Source organism: Ureibacillus thermosphaericus (genome assembly GCF_012396605.1).
Lineage (GTDB): Bacteria > Bacillota > Bacilli > Bacillales_A > Planococcaceae > Ureibacillus > Ureibacillus thermosphaericus.
Map to the genome: position 1 here is coordinate 1 of NZ_JAAXPW010000012.1, position 16,157 is coordinate 16,157.

The following is a 16,157-nucleotide window of genomic DNA, read 5'->3' on the forward strand; positions in this document are numbered from 1 at the left end:
GAGGCTTGAGCCGTGCCCGCGGAAAGCGTCGGCCGGAACGGAGAACAACGTTTTCCATAAAAAATCGTCACTTCATGAAAAATCATAAGTGACGATTTTTTATTAGCTAGGGTTTTGTCCCAAGCTCTTGGCTTCTTATCATTTAACAGATTCAACGGAAATCCATTGTTGAGACCATTCTTCAATTGATTTCAATATGGGTTCCATCGAACGACCTTTTTCCGTCAATGAATACTCGATCACGACGGGAGTAGAAGGAAACACTTTTCGATTAATAATCTCCATTTGTTCTAATTCTTTTAAGCGGTCAGATAAAACCTTTCCACTAATACCGATAGTTGACTGTATTTCACTAAAACGTCTTGGTCCAGAAAGTAATTGATATATCACTAATGCAGTCCATCTCTGACTTAAGATGGATATTGCTTTTTCAAATTTTGGGCAAATCGCTGGCTGTTCCAATTACAACACCTCTCTAATTAAGTATTTTATCAAAAAGTCGCTTATAAAAACAAAATAAGTTATTTTATTTAACATCATTACAGTAAGTAACTAAACATTGAATAAAAATCTCAAGTGAAAATAAAAAAGCAGTCCAAAAAAGGACTGCTTTATTGTAATATTAATTTCTAATAAGATAGTCGAATGCACTTAATGCTGCAATTGCGCCAGAGCCCATGGAAATAATAATTTGGTTATATGGACCGTCTGTACAGTCACCTGCTGCAAACACACCTGGGATTGTCGTAGCGCCTTTTTTATCTACAATGATTTCACCAATGCGATTACGTTCAAGTGTACCTTCTAACCATTCTGTATTTGGAACAAGACCGATTTGAACGAATACACCTGCTAATTCAATATGTTTTTCTTCACCAGTAACACGGTCTACATATGTAAGTCCGTTGACTTTGTCTGTACCAGTGATTTCTTTTGTAGCAGCATTAGTAATAACCGTCACATTAGACAAGCTATGTAGACGTTTTTGTAAGATTTCATCAGCTTTTAATTGCTCATTGAATTCGAGCACTGTGACATGATTAACGATTCCAGCAAGGTCAATCGCTGCTTCAACACCGGAGTTTCCTCCACCGATGACCGCAACGTCTTTTCCTGTGAATAATGGTCCGTCACAGTGAGGGCAGTATGCAACACCCTTGTTTTTAAATTCCTGTTCACCAGGTACATTAATGTTACGCCAACGTGCACCCGTTGCAATAATGACTGTTTTACTTTTCAGAACGGCGCCGTTTTCAAGTTCTACTTCAATTAGATCGCCTTTCTTTTCAAGGTGTTTTACACGTTGTAAATTCATGATATCAACAGGATATTCTTTCACATGTTCTTCAAGGGCTTTTGCAAGTTTAGGTCCCTCTGTTTCTTTTACACTGATGAAGTTTTCAATTGTTAATGTATCTAAAATTTGCCCACCAAAGCGTTCTGCGACAATACCTGTTCGAATACCTTTACGAGCTGCATAAATTGCTGCACTAGCTCCCGCAGGCCCACCGCCGATTACTAATACATCAAACGGATCTTTATTGGATAGCTCTTCCACATCTGAGCCTTTACCGAGCTTTCCAAGAATCTCTTCAATCGTCATGCGGCCACTAGCAAACGGTTCACCGTTTAAGAAAACTGTTGGTACAGCTAAAATATCTTTACTTTCCACTTCTTCTTTGTACGCAGCGCCATCAATCATTGTATGTGTAATGTTAGGATTTAACACACTCATGATGTTAAGTGCTTGTACAACATCAGGACAGTTGTGGCAAGTTAAGCTAACGTAAGTTTCAAAGTGGTATTCGTCATTGATAGATTTAATTTGATCAATGATATTTTGCTCAACTTTTGGAGGACGGCCACTTACTTGTAGTAAAGCTAGTACTAATGAAGTAAATTCATGTCCTAATGGAACACCGGCAAAAGTGATACCAGTGTCTTCACCAACACGGTTTACGCTAAAGCTTGGTGTTCTTTTTAGTTCTGTTTTTTCTACTTTAATTTTTGGTGTCATGGATGCTAGCTCATCAACTAAAGCTAGCATCTCTTCAGATACCTCGTCAGAACCAGCACTTACTTTTAAAACGATATCGTTTTCAAGCAGCTGTAAATACTGACTTAGTTGAGATTTTATTTCTGCATCTAATGCCATGTTGAATCGTCTCCTTAAATTTTACCAACAAGGTCAAGGCTTGGCTTAAGTGTTTTACCAGTTTCTTTCCATTTTGCTGGGCAAACTTCACCAGGATTGTTACGTACGTATTGAGCAGCTCTAATCTTGTCGATTAAAGCACTTGCGTCACGGCCAATACCTTCAGCGTTGATTTCAACAGCTTGAATTACACCATCTGGATCGATAATGAACGTACCGCGATCAGCAAGACCTTCGTTTTCTCTTAACACTTCAAATTGTTTAGAAAGAACGTGAGTTGGGTCACCAATCATAGCGTAAGTGATTTTTCCAATTGTTTCTGAAGTATCGTGCCATGCTTTGTGAGTGAAGTGAGTGTCAGTTGAAACTGAGAATACTTCAACGCCTAATTCTTGAAGTTTTGGATATTGTTCTTGAAGATCTTCTAATTCAGTTGGGCATACGAATGTGAAGTCAGCAGGGTAGAAGCAAACTACAGACCAATGACCTTTGAAATCTTCTTCAGTTACTGTGATGAATTCACCATTTTTGTAAGCTTGAGCAGTAAATGGTTGTACTTGTTTTCCGATTAATGACATATTCATTACCTCCAAAAATCTTATTTTTAATATTAAAACTTTTTGATAATAATTATTAGCTAGGATTAATTATTATATACATATCTTTTTTTGTCAAATGGAATATATTAAACATTTCAAACATTAGTCTATATTTTAGACTACATATATATACATAAAAATGGAAAATGAATTGAAGTGACGAACAAACTAAACTTTTCCATTTTTCACTATATATTTATTTTAGAAGATACGAATGGGTAATACAAGAAACAAACTCCTATCTATAATGAATGTTTATGTTAGGATAGAGTACAAAGGTTTCATAGAGGGGAGAGTGGAGTTTAGTGTTTTTGGAACAATTGAAGAGAAAGTTAAATACACAGCAAATAAAATTTATTGGTGAAGAAACAGCTTTTCGTTCTGCAGTGTTGATTCCCATCATTCAAATAGAAGGAGAATGGCATATTCTTTTTGAAGTGCGTTCATTTACGTTAAGAAAACAGCCAGGAGATATTAGTTTTCCGGGAGGCCGTGTCGAAGATTCAGATGCATCTCCATTAGAAGCAGCTTTGAGGGAAACCCATGAAGAATTGGGAATTCACCCCAATACAATTAAAGTAATAGGTGAACTAAGTCCGTTAATAACTTCCCCTTCCTTTGTCATTTATCCATATGTTGCAACAATTGATAATCAAGTTATTCAACCTTCTTATAATAAAGAAGAAGTAGAAGAAATCTTTACGATTCCAATAAAGTGGCTTCTCAATTATGAGCCATATTCTCATTTAGTAAAAATAAAGATCATTCCGCCATCAGATTTTCCTTATGAAAAAATTATTAATGGTAAGGATTATCAATGGAGAACAAGAGAAATGGAAGAATGGTTTTACGACTATGAGCAGTATACCATTTGGGGTTTAACGGCGAGAATTTTAAAACATTTTGTTGAAATACTGAAAAATAAATAAGATATTCTCTAATGGTAAAATTATAGAAATGATTACGAAGCATATCAGAGTTGTTTAAATAAAAAATTTGCTAGCATTTATCATTTGTTTTGTGCTCAAGATGTTATATCAATATAATTGTAATGAATCCAAATATTTCATTTTTTATTCATCATGCATTCGAAAATAATTTCACCAAATACGGTAAATAATATAAATCAATATAAGAAAAGAAAGTAATGATAGCTTTTATACACATGAATGTATAAAAAAATCCTTTCCATAAATGTACATTTTAACTTGCTATCAGAGCATAGATATAATATTTAAATCTCAAATTAAAAGTGTTATACTATAATAAGGTCAAAATGTACAAGAAGATGTTGACAAAAAATAGTCTACATCTTTATGGAAAAAATAGGGGAGATAAGGATGGTTATAAAATGAGTAGTAGTCAAACTAAGAAAAATGTCGTTCTAATCGGCGCCGGTATTATGAGTGCAACTTTAGGGACGTTACTAAAAGAGCTTGCTCCAGATTGGAATATTACGATTTACGAAAAACTTGATAAGCCTGGCGAAGAAAGTTCAAATGAATGGAACAATGCGGGTACAGGACATGCCGCACTATGTGAGCTTAACTACACTGTTGAAAAACCAGATGGCTCCATTGACATTTCCAAAGCAATTAATGTAAATGAACAATTCCAAGTTTCTAAGCAGTTTTGGGCTTACCTTGTAAAAAATAATTTAATTCAGAATCCGCAAGATTTTATAATGCCGTTACCACACTTGAGTTTCGTTACAGGTGAAAATAATGTTTCCTTCTTGAAAAAGCGTTTTGAAGCACTTTCAAAATTACATCTATTTGAAGGTATGGAATTCAGTGACGATCCGGAAAAATTAAAAGAGTGGATTCCGTTAATGATGGAAGACCGCGTTATTACAGAACCAATCGCAGCTACAAAAATTGATTCAGGTACGGACGTAAACTTTGGTGAATTAACGCGTATTTTAGTGAAACACTTACAAAATCAAGGTGTTGAAGTACATTACAAACATATCGTTGAAGGCATTAAACGCACAAAAGACGGCCGTTGGGAATTAAAAGTCCACGATTTAGACAGCATTAAAATGAAATACGTTTCTGCTGATTTTGTATTTATTGGTGCAGGTGGCGGAAGCTTACATTTACTTCAAGATACAGGGATTCCAGAAAGTAAGCACATTGGTGGGTTCCCAGTAAGTGGTTTATTCTTAGTATGTAAAAACCCTGAAATCGTTAAAAAACACCATGCAAAAGTATATGGTAAAGCAAAAGTTGGAGCACCTCCAATGTCTGTGCCGCACTTAGATACTCGTTATATCGATGGTGAAAAATCTTTATTGTTCGGACCATTTGCAGGATTCTCACCTAAATTCTTAAAAACAGGTTCCTACATGGACTTATTTGCTTCAATTAAAGCAAATAATTTATTGACCTTACTTGCTTGCGGTGCGAAAAACGTGCCGTTAACAAAATACTTAATCGGACAATTAATGTTAACAAAAGAACAACGTATTGAAGAATTACGTGAATTTATTCCTAATGCAAAAGCTGAAGATTGGGAAATTATTATTGCTGGACAACGCGTACAAGTAATTAAAGATACTGAAACTGGCGGTAAAGGTACATTGCAATTCGGTACAGAAGTCATTACATCATCTGACGGTTCTGTCGCTGCATTATTAGGAGCGTCACCAGGTGCTTCAACAGCGGTTAAAGTAATGCTTGATGTAATTAATCGCTGCTTCCCAGAAGAAATGAAAAAATGGGAAGGAAAAATTAAAGAAATGATTCCATCCTATGGTCAAAAATTACTAGACAACCCAGATCTATTCAAAGAAATACAAGCTTCTACTGATGAAATTTTAGGTTTAGGAAAAGAAAATATAGAGAAAGAATTAGAAACAATTCAATAATGAAGGCTCTCTACATAGCCGTCTTAACATACCAGATCTCTATAAAGGGAATCTGGTATGTTTTTTATTACTTGCAAAATAACAGGATATGGATGTGAAATAAATGAGATACATCAATATGGTTAGGGGAATCTTTTATCAACGATTGAACCGCTTTGTTGCTGAAGTTTATATCGATGGTCAAAAAGAAAAAGTCCATGTTAAAAACACTGGTCGCCTAAAGGAATTGTTGATACAAAATGTAGAAGTGTTACTAGAAGAAAGTAATGATCCGAACCGGAAAACAAAATATTCGCTCATTGCTGTGAAAAAAGGCGAACGGTGGGTAAATATCGATTCCCAGGCACCAAATACTGTTGCTTATGAAGCGATATTAGATGGGAAAATTGCTGAAATTGGAACCATCCAAAAATTAAAAAAAGAAGTGAAATATGGAGATTCCCGATTTGATTTATACTTTGAAACGCAAGAAGAAAAAGGGTTTATTGAAGTAAAGGGCGTAACGTTAGAGAAAGATGGAGTAGCGGTGTTTCCTGATGCACCCACTTCTAGGGGGACAAAACATGTTTTAGAACTAATGAAAGCGGTGGAGGCAGGTTATAAAGGAATCATATTATTTATTATTCAAATGGAGGGTTGTCGCCTTTTTGTACCTAATCATGAAACAGACCCATCCTTTTCAAATGCGTTACGACAAGCTTCAAAACAAGGAGTGCAAATTTTAGCTTACGAAACAAGTGTAAGTGAACAATGTATGGTAATCAGTAATCGAATTCCCGTTGAATTAATATGAAAAAGGATTGTTACATAAAAAGAAGAATTTAGGACAATTTAATAATGAACAAATTAGATTTGTTCAATTTGCTCAATAAGGAGGATGGTTATGTCAATCGAGGATAATAAACATAAAGACGAGTTCCAACGCAAAAATAAGCTTCAATTTCACCAATCCCCTAATCAAAAATCAACAGAATTTGCTTCTGATATGGCAATTGAAACAACTTCCCAGAAGGAAAAAGGGCGTATACAACAACCAATCAGTGAAAGAACAGCATGGCATTAAGACTGACCATTTGAATTATTGAGTATTTATAAGCTATGGATACTTTTCCATAGCTTTTTTAAGTGAAAGTATTACCATAAAAAAACGCTTTATTTCAATTGTAAAGCGTATAATCGATTATTCTATAAAATGTTTTTTTAATGATTTTGCTTCCATCTTTCTAGAAATGCAAGGACATGTTTTGCATCGCTTCATACTATTAAGGAGATAGTTGTAACAACATGTTTTTCTGATTCTGAGCTCTGCTCCATTATCTACAAATGATTTCTTACCATAATATTTTCGCAGTGGATTTCCTATATGACTACCAAATAATGATCCATCTGCTTCAAAAATAATGTAGTGAAAGTCATCAATGGCTTGTTGATGATTCTCCTTTAACTCCATTTCATACAGCCAAAATACGTACACAGCAATATTTTCCCATAAAATCGTTTTGGAAATGCCAATCGTTTTTTCAAACATGGCGATGAGTGGAGAAATATTTTTTAAAAATAAATCCTTTATAACCTCTTGCCGCCAAAAGGAACGGCTTTGACAGTTTTGATTCAATTCCTCAAAGCTTAAATCCTTAAGATTAATTATTGGAATCCAGTTTTCCCCTTTCTCTGGCCATTCCATTTCAATCATATTCAGTTCAACATTGAGTTTTTTGTTCCAGACAGACATAGCAAATAAAGAAATAACTGCAACGAAAGCAAATCTCTTCATAAAAATGGAAGCTGCAACTTTTTCTGAAGGGGCACCAATCATCTCGGCAATTTTTGAAATGAATTCTTTAAGATAAATTTCATCCATTAATTGATAAACATTGAAAGTATGAATCGATTCAGAATTTAATCTATATTTTTTCAATATCTGTAATTCTTTCTCTGTTAATGTATTAACCATGGGAAATAACTACCTCTTTTAAAATGCATCTACCTTTGCCATGTGGGATGCACAGCGGCGTTCCAAACAAAGGATCTGGTGTTACTTCACAATCCATGTCAAAGACAGCTTTTACTAGACTTCGATTAATGACGTGCTCCGGCTTCCCTTGGGCAAAAACTTTTTGATTCTTGATAGCCACAATATGATGGGCATATCGGCAAGCAAGATTTAAGTCGTGTAGGACCATTACCACCGTACGTTTTTCCTTTTCGTTTAATTCAAAAAGCAAATCAAGTATTTCGATTTGATGGGTCAGGTCTAAATAAGTGGTTGGTTCATCTAATAAAATGATATCCGTATCCTGAGCCAAAGTCATGGCAATCCAAGCACGCTGGCGCTGTCCACCGGAAAGAGCATCTACCGGTTTTTCTTTTAATTCTTCGAGTCGTGTCGCCTTCAAAGCATTGTTTACTTTTTCTTCATCCTCTTCTGACCATTGACGTAGCCAAGTTTGATGAGGATAGCGTCCTTGTTTTACCAGTTGCAAAACTGTTAAGCCTTCCGGTGCAGATGGTGATTGAGGAAGGATTGCCAATTGTTTAGCAACTTCTTTGGTAGAAAGCTTAGCGATTGCTTTACCTTCAAGAATAACCGTACCAGATGTTGGCTTCAGCAGACGGGCGATCGAACGAAGAAGCGTCGATTTTCCGCAGCCATTTGCCCCAATAAATACGGTAATCTCACCCTTTGGTATTTTTAAATCCAACTCGTGAATTATGAGGTTTTTTCCATAGGAAATCGATAAATTTTTCGTCTCAATCGCACTCATCATCTTGCTAGCTCCTTTTTATTTTTAGTTTTCGAATACTTTCGTTCCAAGCACTTTCAAAGAAAATATCTCTTCTGATACTCATTCACTTCATTTTAAGAATTTTTTGTTTTAAAAAGCAGATAGATAAAATATGGCGCTCCAATTCCTGCAGTGAATACGCCTGCAGGCACCTCTAAAGGTGAAAAGACGGTCCGGCCGATTAAGTCTGCAAGCATTACAAGTATTCCTCCAATAAATGCGGATGTAGGAATCAACGCCTCGAAGGATGAGCCAACAAGCCGTCTTGCCATATGGGGAGCCATCAGCCCAACAAAACCAATCGTGCCGGCAAAAGCTACTGAAATGCCAATTAACGCTGTACTTAACATTAATAATAGAAACCTATGTTTTTGAACGTTATCGCCTAGCCCAGTTGCTACATCATCACCTAATTCCTGAATATTAAGCAGTCTAGTAGCAAGAATGGCGAGGATAATTAAGATAACCGCCCCTGGAACAAGAATTACAACGTTTGTCCAATTCGATCCATAAACTGAGCCCGTAATCCAAATATTTGCTTGGCTTGCTTGATAGATTGGTCCAGTTACCATTAAAAATGTGGTGAACGCCTGCATAAGTGAGGAAATCCCGATGCCAATCAACACAAGGCGAATAGGGGATACCCCATTTTTCCATGAAAGGAAATAAACTAAGACCCCCACCACACTAGCACCAATAAATGCAGCTAATGGCAACCAAGCTATGCTGACCGTTAAAGAATGGTTCTGATCGCTGAAGATGGACATAAAACCGACAACGGCTACTGCCGCACCGCCAGAAATTCCCAAAACTTCAGGTGATGCAAGTGGGTTTCTTACCATTCCTTGTAAAATGGCGCCAGCAATCGCTAGGGAAATACCGACAGTTAAGGCGACGATAATTCTTGGCAGACGGAATGATGTGATAACCAATGTTTCCATCTCTGGACCTAAACCAAGTAGCACTTTAACAACTGTCAACGGGTTGATCTTCATTTCCCCTAAACCCGTGCTTATTACAAAAACAACAAAGGCGATAATAGCTAAGGTTGTATAAATAAATGCAGCTTTTCGATCAATTAGTAATGACATCTTGCCGTTAAAGAGACGTAAATTTTTGTATTTACTCATCGCGCATTGAACCCCCTTCTTGCAATATAGATAAAGAATGGAGTTCCAATTGCGGCGGTCATCACACCAACAGGGACTTCTGATGGCATTACTATGTATCTGGCAGCAATATCTGCTGCTAATAATAAAATTGCCCCCAAAACTCCGGCCATTGGAATAACCCAGCGGTGATCCATTCCTACAATTGCTCTTGCAAGATGTGGGACGATAATTCCCACAAAGCCTATTGGTCCTGCAACAGCGACAGAAGATCCAGCTAATAATATAACCAAAACTCCAATCGCAATTTTTATGAAACCAGTATTTAAACCTAATCCTTTGGCTACATCTTCACCCATAGCAAAAATATTCATTTTTCCCGAAATGAATATTGCTCCAAGCCAGGCTATCGTCATATAAGGAATAACTGAAATAAGCGTTTCAAGATTTCTCCCTGCAACAGACCCTGCCAGCCAAAACAATACTTGGTCAAGGAGTGCTTCATCAAGAACGAGCAATCCTTGGGTAAAACTAGCAAACATCGCAGAAATCGCTGCGCCTGCTAGGGTTAACTTCATCGGTGTCAGCCCTTCACGCCCAAAAGAACCAATAATAAAAACGCTAAAGGCAGCAAGAGCAGCGCCAAGAAACGCAAGTACGTTAAAACTTTGCATATTATGAACAGAAAATATTGTCATAGCAACAACAACTGCAAAGCCTGCTCCCGCATTAATACCAAAAATCCCCGGTGAAGCTAACGGATTTTTTGTTAACGTCTGCATTAGAACTCCGGCAATTGCCAAGCTTGCACCAACTGCCGCAGCTATTAATGCCCTTGGGATTCTTACTTTTTGAATAATGATATGTTCATTTGATCCATTGTAATGGGTAAAAGAATCAATAGCTGTTCTCCACGTAGTATCAGCATATCCAAAGATAACACTGGCACACATAAATCCAAACATTAATAGGAAAGTAACAAAAAGGCCAATCCATTTATAAGAAGTCCTTTTCAACAACATCTTTTTGAAGACCTCTCTTTTTTATTTTAAGTCTATATACAACTAAACATAGCTGTCAATGACTTTGATAATCATTTTCAATTATATATTGACAGAGGTGTATAGGTTGCTTTATGATTAGCTTATTGAAATTGATTATCATTTACAATTAGTTAAGGAGGATACAGTACAAGTGAAAGTGTTCAAAACATTTTTGCTTCTTTTCTCTGTAATAGCCGTTTTATTGCTGGCGGCATGTGGCGGCAAAGAAGAAAAAGCAACTGAAAAAACAGATCAAAAAACGACAGAAGAAAGTACGTATACAATTGAACATGCAATGGAATCCACAGAAATCAAAGGTACTCCAAAAAGAGTTGTTATTCTTACAAACGAAGGAACCGAAGCATTGTTGGCTTTAGGAGTAAAGCCAGTTGGTGCGGTTCAATCTTGGCTTGGTGATCCTTGGTATGAACATATTAGCAAGGATATGGAAGGCGTCGAAGTTGTTGGGACTGAGAGTGAAGTGAATGTGGAGAAAATTGCTTCGTTAAAACCTGATTTAATTATCGGGAACAAGCTTCGCCAAGAAAAAATTTATGATCAATTAAATGCCATTGCACCTACTGTTTTTTCTGAAACTTTACGTGGTGATTGGAAAGAAAACTTTAAGTTATATGCTAAAGCGTTAAATCTCGAAGAAAAAGGAAATGAGGTATTAGGTCATTACGATCAACACGTTGCCGACGTGAAAGAAAAACTTGGTGACAAAGTGAACAAAGAAATTTCTGTTGTTCGCTTTATGGCTGGAAAATCCCGTATTTATTACACTGATTCATTTTCAGGGGTTATTTTCAATGAATTAGGTTTCAAGCGTGTTGCTCATCAGGAAGAGTTGTTTACTTCAGATAATAAACTTGGCAATTTAGCTGTTGAAGTAGGAAAAGAAGTTATTCCGAAAATGGATGCAGATTACCTATTCTACTTCACTTATGCTCCCCAGGGAGATCAAGAGGCATTAAATACAGCAAAGGAATGGACAAGTGATCCTCTATGGCAAAATCTAAATGCCGTTAAAAACGGTAATGCTTTTGAAGTGAGCGATGCAATTTGGAACACTTCCGGCGGTGTAATTTCAGCAAACTTGATGTTAGATGATTTAGAAAAATTATTAACGAATTAATATCTGCCATAATATCCCAAGTATAAACTTAGAATTGGCCGTCTGAAAAAGCCATTTTGAAACGGCACTTTGCGACGAGGATACTTGTTTCAACTACCTCAAGGAGCAAAGGTTGATTATATAAGAGTGTCTGGAAAGTTTAGACTTTCTAGACACTTTTTTTTGCACCCTTTAAACAAATAATGCGCTTCAATTATTTACTTCTTAGTTATTTTTTTTCAAAATAAATGGTTGAAAAAATGAGCAAAATACAATTTGAGAAATAGTAATGCTGTTTCTCATTTTATCTCAATGAGGAGGATTGCTATGCCGAATGTAGAAGTAAACTGTACCGTCTCCAATTGCTATTTCCACAGAAAAGGAAATATCTGTGGTGCGGAGAAAATTTTAATTGATACGGATTCAGATTCCAAAGATAAGTCGTCAGAGTTTGCTTCAGAAGTAGACTTCCGAGAGATTGAGGAAAGGGCTAAATCATCAGAAGAAACTTGCTGTAAAACGTTTAGACCTAAAAAGTAGACTTTCGGAAGTATGGGCAGGCCAATCATTGAGAAATTGCGGGGACTAATCTATTTAGTCCCTTATTTTTTGAGGAGCTGTAATGAATGTATGAAGTCATTGTCAATCAACTGAAACAAATTGAACGCAGTCATCATGTAAAAGTATTATTTGCTGTTGAATCTGGTAGTAGAGCATGGGGAATTGCCTCAAAAGAAAGTGATTACGATGTTCGCTTTATTTATATCCATCCAGTAGACTGGTATCTTACAATCGATCCCCAAGGAATTGGAAAAAAACGAGATGTCATCGAGTTACCGATTCACGATCATCTTGATATAAGCGGTTGGGAAGTTACAAAAGCTTTAAGGTTATTCCGAAAATGTAATCCTTCTATTTTAGAATGGATGAGAAGTAGCCCCATTTATTTACAACCATATAGCTTTATTTCTAAGTTGCGCTTATTGGAGGATGAGGTTTTTAATCCGAAATCGATGCTTTCACATTACATACAAATTGCCAAACAAAATTATGCATCTCTCCAAGGAGAGAATGTGAAGGTAAAAAGCTATTTATACGCTTTGCGCTCATTGTTCGCTTGTAAATGGATTGAACAGTTCAATGAAATCCCACCGATACATTTTCAGCATTTGCTTTCACAAATGAAGGTTGATGGTAAATTGAGAAATGAGATTGAGCAGTTGGTGAAATCTAAAGTTTTCGACAAACGGGAAACCATTCGGCCTATTCCAATATTCAATGATTATATCGAACATGAATTGTATTCATTGCAGGACTATATAAAAAATCTGTATGGAGAAAAGAATAATCCAACTGTCCAGTTAGATAAGCTATTTCGTGAGACTTTAAGAGAAGTTTGGAATGAGAAGTTTGATGCATTCTAGAAACTATAATTACTCATCCATAACCAATATAGATGTACGAAAAAAAGCCCAGAATATAAGATTGAAATACCTGTTAAAGCATAAAGATAGAACCGTTGAAATGATTTTATGCATTTTAAAATAACAAGATTAGAAACAATAAAAATGAATACGGAAAGACTGAATTTAATTCCTAGAAATAAATATGGATTTGCTTCAAAAAAGAATCTCATCAGAGGATTTATTTCTTTTATGAAATTATTCATTAAACCATAATGTGTGGCTATACCATCAAATATGTTTAAGATTGCAACCAATAAACTCAATATAAAAATTTGCTTGTTTCTTTTCATTCAATACACCTTATAGATTTTTTCAATAGTATAACCATTTAAGCAACTTTCTAAAAAAAGTGGAATTCACATAGATATAAGCAATTCCCTTGCTTTATTATGTGAATTCCACCATACAATGTTATTTATTTTTTTTGTTTCTTTTTCTTTCCAACACTAACTGTTCTAATTGGGATAGTTCACGAGAAAACTCTTCTTGCGCGGCTCTAGCAGAGATTTTTTCTTGTTTTGGTGTTTGTGGCAAAGAACTTGCATTATTGGTTTGGCCTTGTTTATTATCTCTTCCCATATTAGATCTCCTTTCTTAATAGTTAATCTTAATATGGCAAGATGCGATTTTTTTATCACATTGAAAAGCATTAATTGGAGGAATGAAAAGAATAAGTTTTATTGAGAGGCTTATATTGGTGCACAACAATTTGGGGCAATATATTTGGGATGCTTCGTGAATAAGTAGCATCCCAAAAGTCAACTAATGACGTGGTATAATTTTTTGTTTATAAATACTGTATACATTGTTTTGTTTCTCATGTTTACTTCCTTTAAATTCAATATAAGTTTTATGAATGTATGGAGAGGTCATAATGGAAAGTAACGCTCCATAGTTGGGGATAAAAGTTATCTCGTCGCCAGGTTTGAAAAGTATTTTTTTTCCATCTAACACAATGTGGTCGCTGGTTGAACCAAGAATTTTCACAGGCATTGTTGGTGTTAAGCCCGAAACAGATACATCTTGCCTTCCTACTCCAACGAGAATATGGTTAATCCAACCTTGTTCATGGAATTCGATTGATTCACCAAAGCCGTTTTTGCCACGATTACCATAAGGGACAGAAGGTTTTTGTTTCGCCTCTATTACTTCTGCAACAAATTTAAATGTATCTTGATAAAGTTTCGGTATGACTTCGCCTTTAGTCGTCTCTCTTCCTAATAGAATCGATTCACCAAGACGTACATCATTGATTACACCAATATTTTTCGTTTCCATTAGCCATTTAATATTTGCAGAGTTTCCGCCTGATACGATAGGGAGTTGTAAAGAGAATTGTTGCCTAATTTGCTGAACAAGAGAAGAGAACTCTCGCATCTTGTCTTCTGTCGGTATGACGCCACCAAAACAAGCAAAATTTGTTGCCAAACCAACAATTTCGATACCTCGGAGTTTTATTACATCATTAATAAATGCTGGTAGATCTTTTGGCATGACACCTTCACGAAGGTCACCCATTTCTACCATAATTATAATTTTATGGATTTTCCCTTGTTTAATAGCTTCTTCTGATAATGCACGAATGATGGTAAGTTCAGTGTTCATGCTGATATCTGCATATTTGACGACATTGGGAATCTCAGACATCCCAGGGGTTCGAAGTAAAATAGTGGTTGCATTGATATTTGCCTTTTTTAATTTTTCTAAATGAATAATTTTCGATACGGCAAGTCTTGTGATTCCCGCCTGAATTAATGTATTGACGATTTGTAAATCAGCACAAACGCCTTTGACTACTCCTGTCACTTCCACCCCCTTTGCTTCGCATAATTGTTTTAGAACGATTGCGTTGTGTTGAATTTTATCAAGATTGATTTCAATTCGAGGAATGGGTTTTAGTTTCATATTGAACTCACGACCTTATCCTTATTTTTTAAGGATGGGAAGAAGTCAATGATTGCATTGATGATTTTTTCATCACCTTTTTTCAACACATCGCTAACAGGTACATGGTATTTATTTTCGTATTCTACAATTGTTTGATCGATTTCCTCATCTGTCATATTTTCGTGATTTAATGTGATGGCAATCACTTTTGTATTTCCATAATGTTCAATTAAGTTAATTTCTTCTTGAACATCCGGCATTGGCATAAATGGAAAATCTCCTAACACTTTTCGTTTTGGCGGATGTTGCAAGATGACTGCTTGTGGTCTTGCACCTCTTAAAATACCGCATGAGCTAGCATAGGCTGGGTGGCTCAGCGCACCTTGCCCTTCCACAATGATAATGTCAGGATTTTCATTTTTGTGGGCACGCAATATTTCCCCCTCCAATTCTCCAATTAAATACTGGAGTGGGAAAGCATCCATTGCAAAACCATACTCTGCACCCTGAATTAAACCTGTTTGTCCAGTGGCAATAAAGATTGGATTGAATCCGCGGTTTCTGAAACCTTTTTCAAGCACTTTCGCAGTTGTACGTTTTCCGCAAGCACCATCTGTACCGAGTACTGCAATAATCGGTGTATTGATTTTTAAAATTCCACCAGTAAATAAATGCCACTCTTTTTTCGGTTTTGGCTTTCGAATATCGCGAATGGTTACGTTATATTTTTTTGCATTATTCATCATTTCATCATCTTCAGTTAGAAATTCTTGCAGTGGGTTAATGATGTTTAAGCCAGCCTTCATCGCTTCTAAAATGACGGCTCTTTCTTCATCTTTTAAAAAGGCATCGCTAGGGGCAATTCCGAGGATAAAATCTGTTGGTTTTTCTTTGGAAATTGTTAATGCTTCTTTGAGGTTTTTACATAAAGGGATTCCATTTTTGACACCATCTAAATATTCACCAGAATCCAAACCACTCTTTGTACTATCAATTACTGCGGTTATTTCATAATATCCTGGCTCACGAATCAGACCATTAGCGGTTTTTCCATCCATTGAACCAAATTGGCCTTCACAATAAATAATTGCTATTTTCTTCATGTACAATCCCTCCATTTACCGAA

General features: G+C 36.1%; 18 protein-coding genes. 7 read left to right on the forward strand and 11 right to left on the reverse strand.

Annotation, left to right across the window (positions count from 1 at the left end; all coding sequences use genetic code 11):
- Positions 1–138 precede the first annotated feature (138 nt).
- From HF990_RS06640 to ahpC, 3 genes are all read right to left on the reverse strand, one after another.
- The gene (locus tag HF990_RS06640; protein ID WP_168412247.1) at positions 139–462 is read right to left on the reverse strand and encodes a winged helix-turn-helix transcriptional regulator; all 324 of its coding nucleotides are present in this window, start codon (positions 460–462) and stop codon (positions 139–141) included.
- A 160-nt stretch (positions 463–622) separates the two neighbouring features.
- Positions 623–2,155 carry an alkyl hydroperoxide reductase subunit F gene (ahpF, locus tag HF990_RS06645; protein WP_016838483.1) on the reverse strand — a complete coding sequence of 511 codons (1,533 nt, stop codon included), beginning with the start codon at positions 2,153–2,155 and terminating at the stop codon, positions 623–625.
- A gap of 14 nt (positions 2,156–2,169) precedes the next feature.
- Positions 2,170–2,733 carry an alkyl hydroperoxide reductase subunit C gene (gene ahpC, locus HF990_RS06650; protein ID WP_016838485.1) on the reverse strand — a complete coding sequence of 188 codons (564 nt, stop codon included), beginning with the start codon at positions 2,731–2,733 and terminating at the stop codon, positions 2,170–2,172.
- A 326-nt stretch (positions 2,734–3,059) separates the two neighbouring features.
- On the opposite strand from ahpC, the gene HF990_RS06655 reads away from it, so the two are divergent.
- The 4 genes from HF990_RS06655 (at position 3,060) to HF990_RS06670 (ending at position 6,686) form a co-directional block, all read left to right on the forward strand.
- Positions 3,060–3,683: an NUDIX hydrolase gene (locus HF990_RS06655; protein ID WP_016838487.1), complete on the forward strand. Its 624-nt coding sequence runs from the start codon at positions 3,060–3,062 to the stop codon at positions 3,681–3,683.
- Positions 3,684–4,105: 422 nt separating this feature from the next.
- Positions 4,106–5,623: a malate:quinone oxidoreductase gene (locus HF990_RS06660; protein WP_016838489.1), complete on the forward strand. Its 1,518-nt coding sequence runs from the start codon at positions 4,106–4,108 to the stop codon at positions 5,621–5,623.
- Positions 5,624–5,726: 103 nt separating this feature from the next.
- The gene (sfsA, locus tag HF990_RS06665) at positions 5,727–6,416 is read left to right on the forward strand and encodes a DNA/RNA nuclease SfsA (protein WP_016838490.1); all 690 of its coding nucleotides are present in this window, start codon (positions 5,727–5,729) and stop codon (positions 6,414–6,416) included.
- 90 nt (positions 6,417–6,506) lie between these two features.
- Positions 6,507–6,686 (forward strand): hypothetical protein, encoded by a 180-nt coding sequence (locus HF990_RS06670; RefSeq protein WP_016838491.1) that lies wholly within the window; start codon positions 6,507–6,509, stop codon positions 6,684–6,686.
- A 117-nt stretch (positions 6,687–6,803) separates the two neighbouring features.
- Here the strand turns inward: HF990_RS06670 and fhuF are convergent, their stop codons facing one another.
- The 4 genes from fhuF to HF990_RS06690 form a co-directional block, all read right to left on the reverse strand.
- A complete protein-coding gene (fhuF, locus tag HF990_RS06675) occupies positions 6,804–7,577 on the reverse strand; it encodes a siderophore-iron reductase FhuF (RefSeq protein WP_168412248.1) in 774 nt (257 codons plus the stop codon).
- Positions 7,570–8,388: an ABC transporter ATP-binding protein gene (locus HF990_RS06680; protein ID WP_096552381.1), complete on the reverse strand. Its 819-nt coding sequence runs from the start codon at positions 8,386–8,388 to the stop codon at positions 7,570–7,572. Before HF990_RS06680 ends, fhuF begins: the two co-directional genes overlap by 8 nt.
- A 95-nt stretch (positions 8,389–8,483) precedes the next feature.
- Positions 8,484–9,539: a FecCD family ABC transporter permease gene (locus HF990_RS06685; protein ID WP_168412249.1), complete on the reverse strand. Its 1,056-nt coding sequence runs from the start codon at positions 9,537–9,539 to the stop codon at positions 8,484–8,486.
- A complete protein-coding gene (locus HF990_RS06690; protein WP_168412250.1) occupies positions 9,536–10,540 on the reverse strand; it encodes a FecCD family ABC transporter permease in 1,005 nt (334 codons plus the stop codon). Before HF990_RS06690 ends, HF990_RS06685 begins: the two co-directional genes overlap by 4 nt.
- Positions 10,541–10,712: 172 nt before the next feature.
- Between HF990_RS06690 and HF990_RS06695 the strand changes: the two genes are divergently transcribed.
- From HF990_RS06695 to HF990_RS06705, 3 genes are all read left to right on the forward strand, one after another.
- A complete protein-coding gene (locus tag HF990_RS06695; protein WP_168412251.1) occupies positions 10,713–11,699 on the forward strand; it encodes an ABC transporter substrate-binding protein in 987 nt (328 codons plus the stop codon).
- Positions 11,700–12,005: 306 nt separating this feature from the next.
- Complete coding sequence (locus HF990_RS06700) at positions 12,006–12,218, forward strand: DUF1540 domain-containing protein (protein ID WP_016838497.1); 213 nt, start codon at positions 12,006–12,008, stop codon at positions 12,216–12,218.
- A gap of 86 nt (positions 12,219–12,304) precedes the next feature.
- Entirely contained in the window at positions 12,305–13,102 is a 798-nt protein-coding gene (locus tag HF990_RS06705; protein WP_016838498.1) for a nucleotidyltransferase domain-containing protein, read from the forward strand.
- On the opposite strand, the gene HF990_RS15350 is transcribed toward HF990_RS06705, so the two are convergent.
- The 4 genes from HF990_RS15350 to HF990_RS06720 form a co-directional block, all read right to left on the reverse strand.
- A complete protein-coding gene (locus tag HF990_RS15350) occupies positions 13,099–13,434 on the reverse strand; it encodes a DUF5658 family protein (RefSeq protein WP_016838499.1) in 336 nt (111 codons plus the stop codon). The two genes, HF990_RS06705 and HF990_RS15350, sit on opposite strands and share 4 nt — an antisense overlap.
- Before the next feature lie 121 nt (positions 13,435–13,555).
- The gene (locus HF990_RS06710; protein WP_016838500.1) at positions 13,556–13,723 is read right to left on the reverse strand and encodes a YfhD family protein; all 168 of its coding nucleotides are present in this window, start codon (positions 13,721–13,723) and stop codon (positions 13,556–13,558) included.
- A gap of 183 nt (positions 13,724–13,906) precedes the next feature.
- On the reverse strand, positions 13,907–15,049 hold the full coding sequence (locus HF990_RS06715) for an alanine/ornithine racemase family PLP-dependent enzyme (RefSeq protein WP_168412252.1): 1,143 nt from the start codon (positions 15,047–15,049) through the stop codon (positions 13,907–13,909).
- Positions 15,046–16,134, reverse strand: a complete 1,089-nt coding sequence (locus HF990_RS06720) for a DUF1611 domain-containing protein (protein ID WP_016838502.1) — start codon at positions 16,132–16,134, stop codon at positions 15,046–15,048. Before HF990_RS06720 ends, HF990_RS06715 begins: the two co-directional genes overlap by 4 nt.
- Positions 16,135–16,157: the final 23 nt, after the last annotated feature.

Excerpts from the sequence above, each read along its gene's own strand:
- ahpF (WP_016838483.1), bottom strand. The coding sequence starts at position 2,155 with ATGGCATTAGATGCAGAAATAAAATCTCAACTAAGTCAGTATTTACAG.
- ahpC (WP_016838485.1), bottom strand. The coding sequence starts at position 2,733 with ATGTCATTAATCGGAAAACAAGTACAACCATTTACTGCTCAAGCTTAC.
- HF990_RS06660 (WP_016838489.1), top strand. The coding sequence starts at position 4,106 with ATGAGTAGTAGTCAAACTAAGAAAAATGTCGTTCTAATCGGCGCCGGT.
- sfsA (WP_016838490.1), top strand. The coding sequence starts at position 5,727 with ATGAGATACATCAATATGGTTAGGGGAATCTTTTATCAACGATTGAAC.
- HF990_RS06670 (WP_016838491.1), top strand. The coding sequence starts at position 6,507 with ATGTCAATCGAGGATAATAAACATAAAGACGAGTTCCAACGCAAAAAT.
- fhuF (WP_168412248.1), bottom strand. The coding sequence starts at position 7,577 with ATGGTTAATACATTAACAGAGAAAGAATTACAGATATTGAAAAAATAT.
- HF990_RS06680 (WP_096552381.1), bottom strand. The coding sequence starts at position 8,388 with ATGAGTGCGATTGAGACGAAAAATTTATCGATTTCCTATGGAAAAAAC.
- HF990_RS06685 (WP_168412249.1), bottom strand. The coding sequence starts at position 9,539 with ATGAGTAAATACAAAAATTTACGTCTCTTTAACGGCAAGATGTCATTA.
- HF990_RS06690 (WP_168412250.1), bottom strand. The coding sequence starts at position 10,540 with ATGTTGTTGAAAAGGACTTCTTATAAATGGATTGGCCTTTTTGTTACT.
- HF990_RS06700 (WP_016838497.1), top strand. The coding sequence starts at position 12,006 with ATGCCGAATGTAGAAGTAAACTGTACCGTCTCCAATTGCTATTTCCAC.
- HF990_RS06705 (WP_016838498.1), top strand. The coding sequence starts at position 12,305 with ATGTATGAAGTCATTGTCAATCAACTGAAACAAATTGAACGCAGTCAT.
- HF990_RS15350 (WP_016838499.1), bottom strand. The coding sequence starts at position 13,434 with ATGAAAAGAAACAAGCAAATTTTTATATTGAGTTTATTGGTTGCAATC.
- HF990_RS06710 (WP_016838500.1), bottom strand. The coding sequence starts at position 13,723 with ATGGGAAGAGATAATAAACAAGGCCAAACCAATAATGCAAGTTCTTTG.
- HF990_RS06715 (WP_168412252.1), bottom strand. The coding sequence starts at position 15,049 with ATGAAACTAAAACCCATTCCTCGAATTGAAATCAATCTTGATAAAATT.
- HF990_RS06720 (WP_016838502.1), bottom strand. The coding sequence starts at position 16,134 with ATGAAGAAAATAGCAATTATTTATTGTGAAGGCCAATTTGGTTCAATG.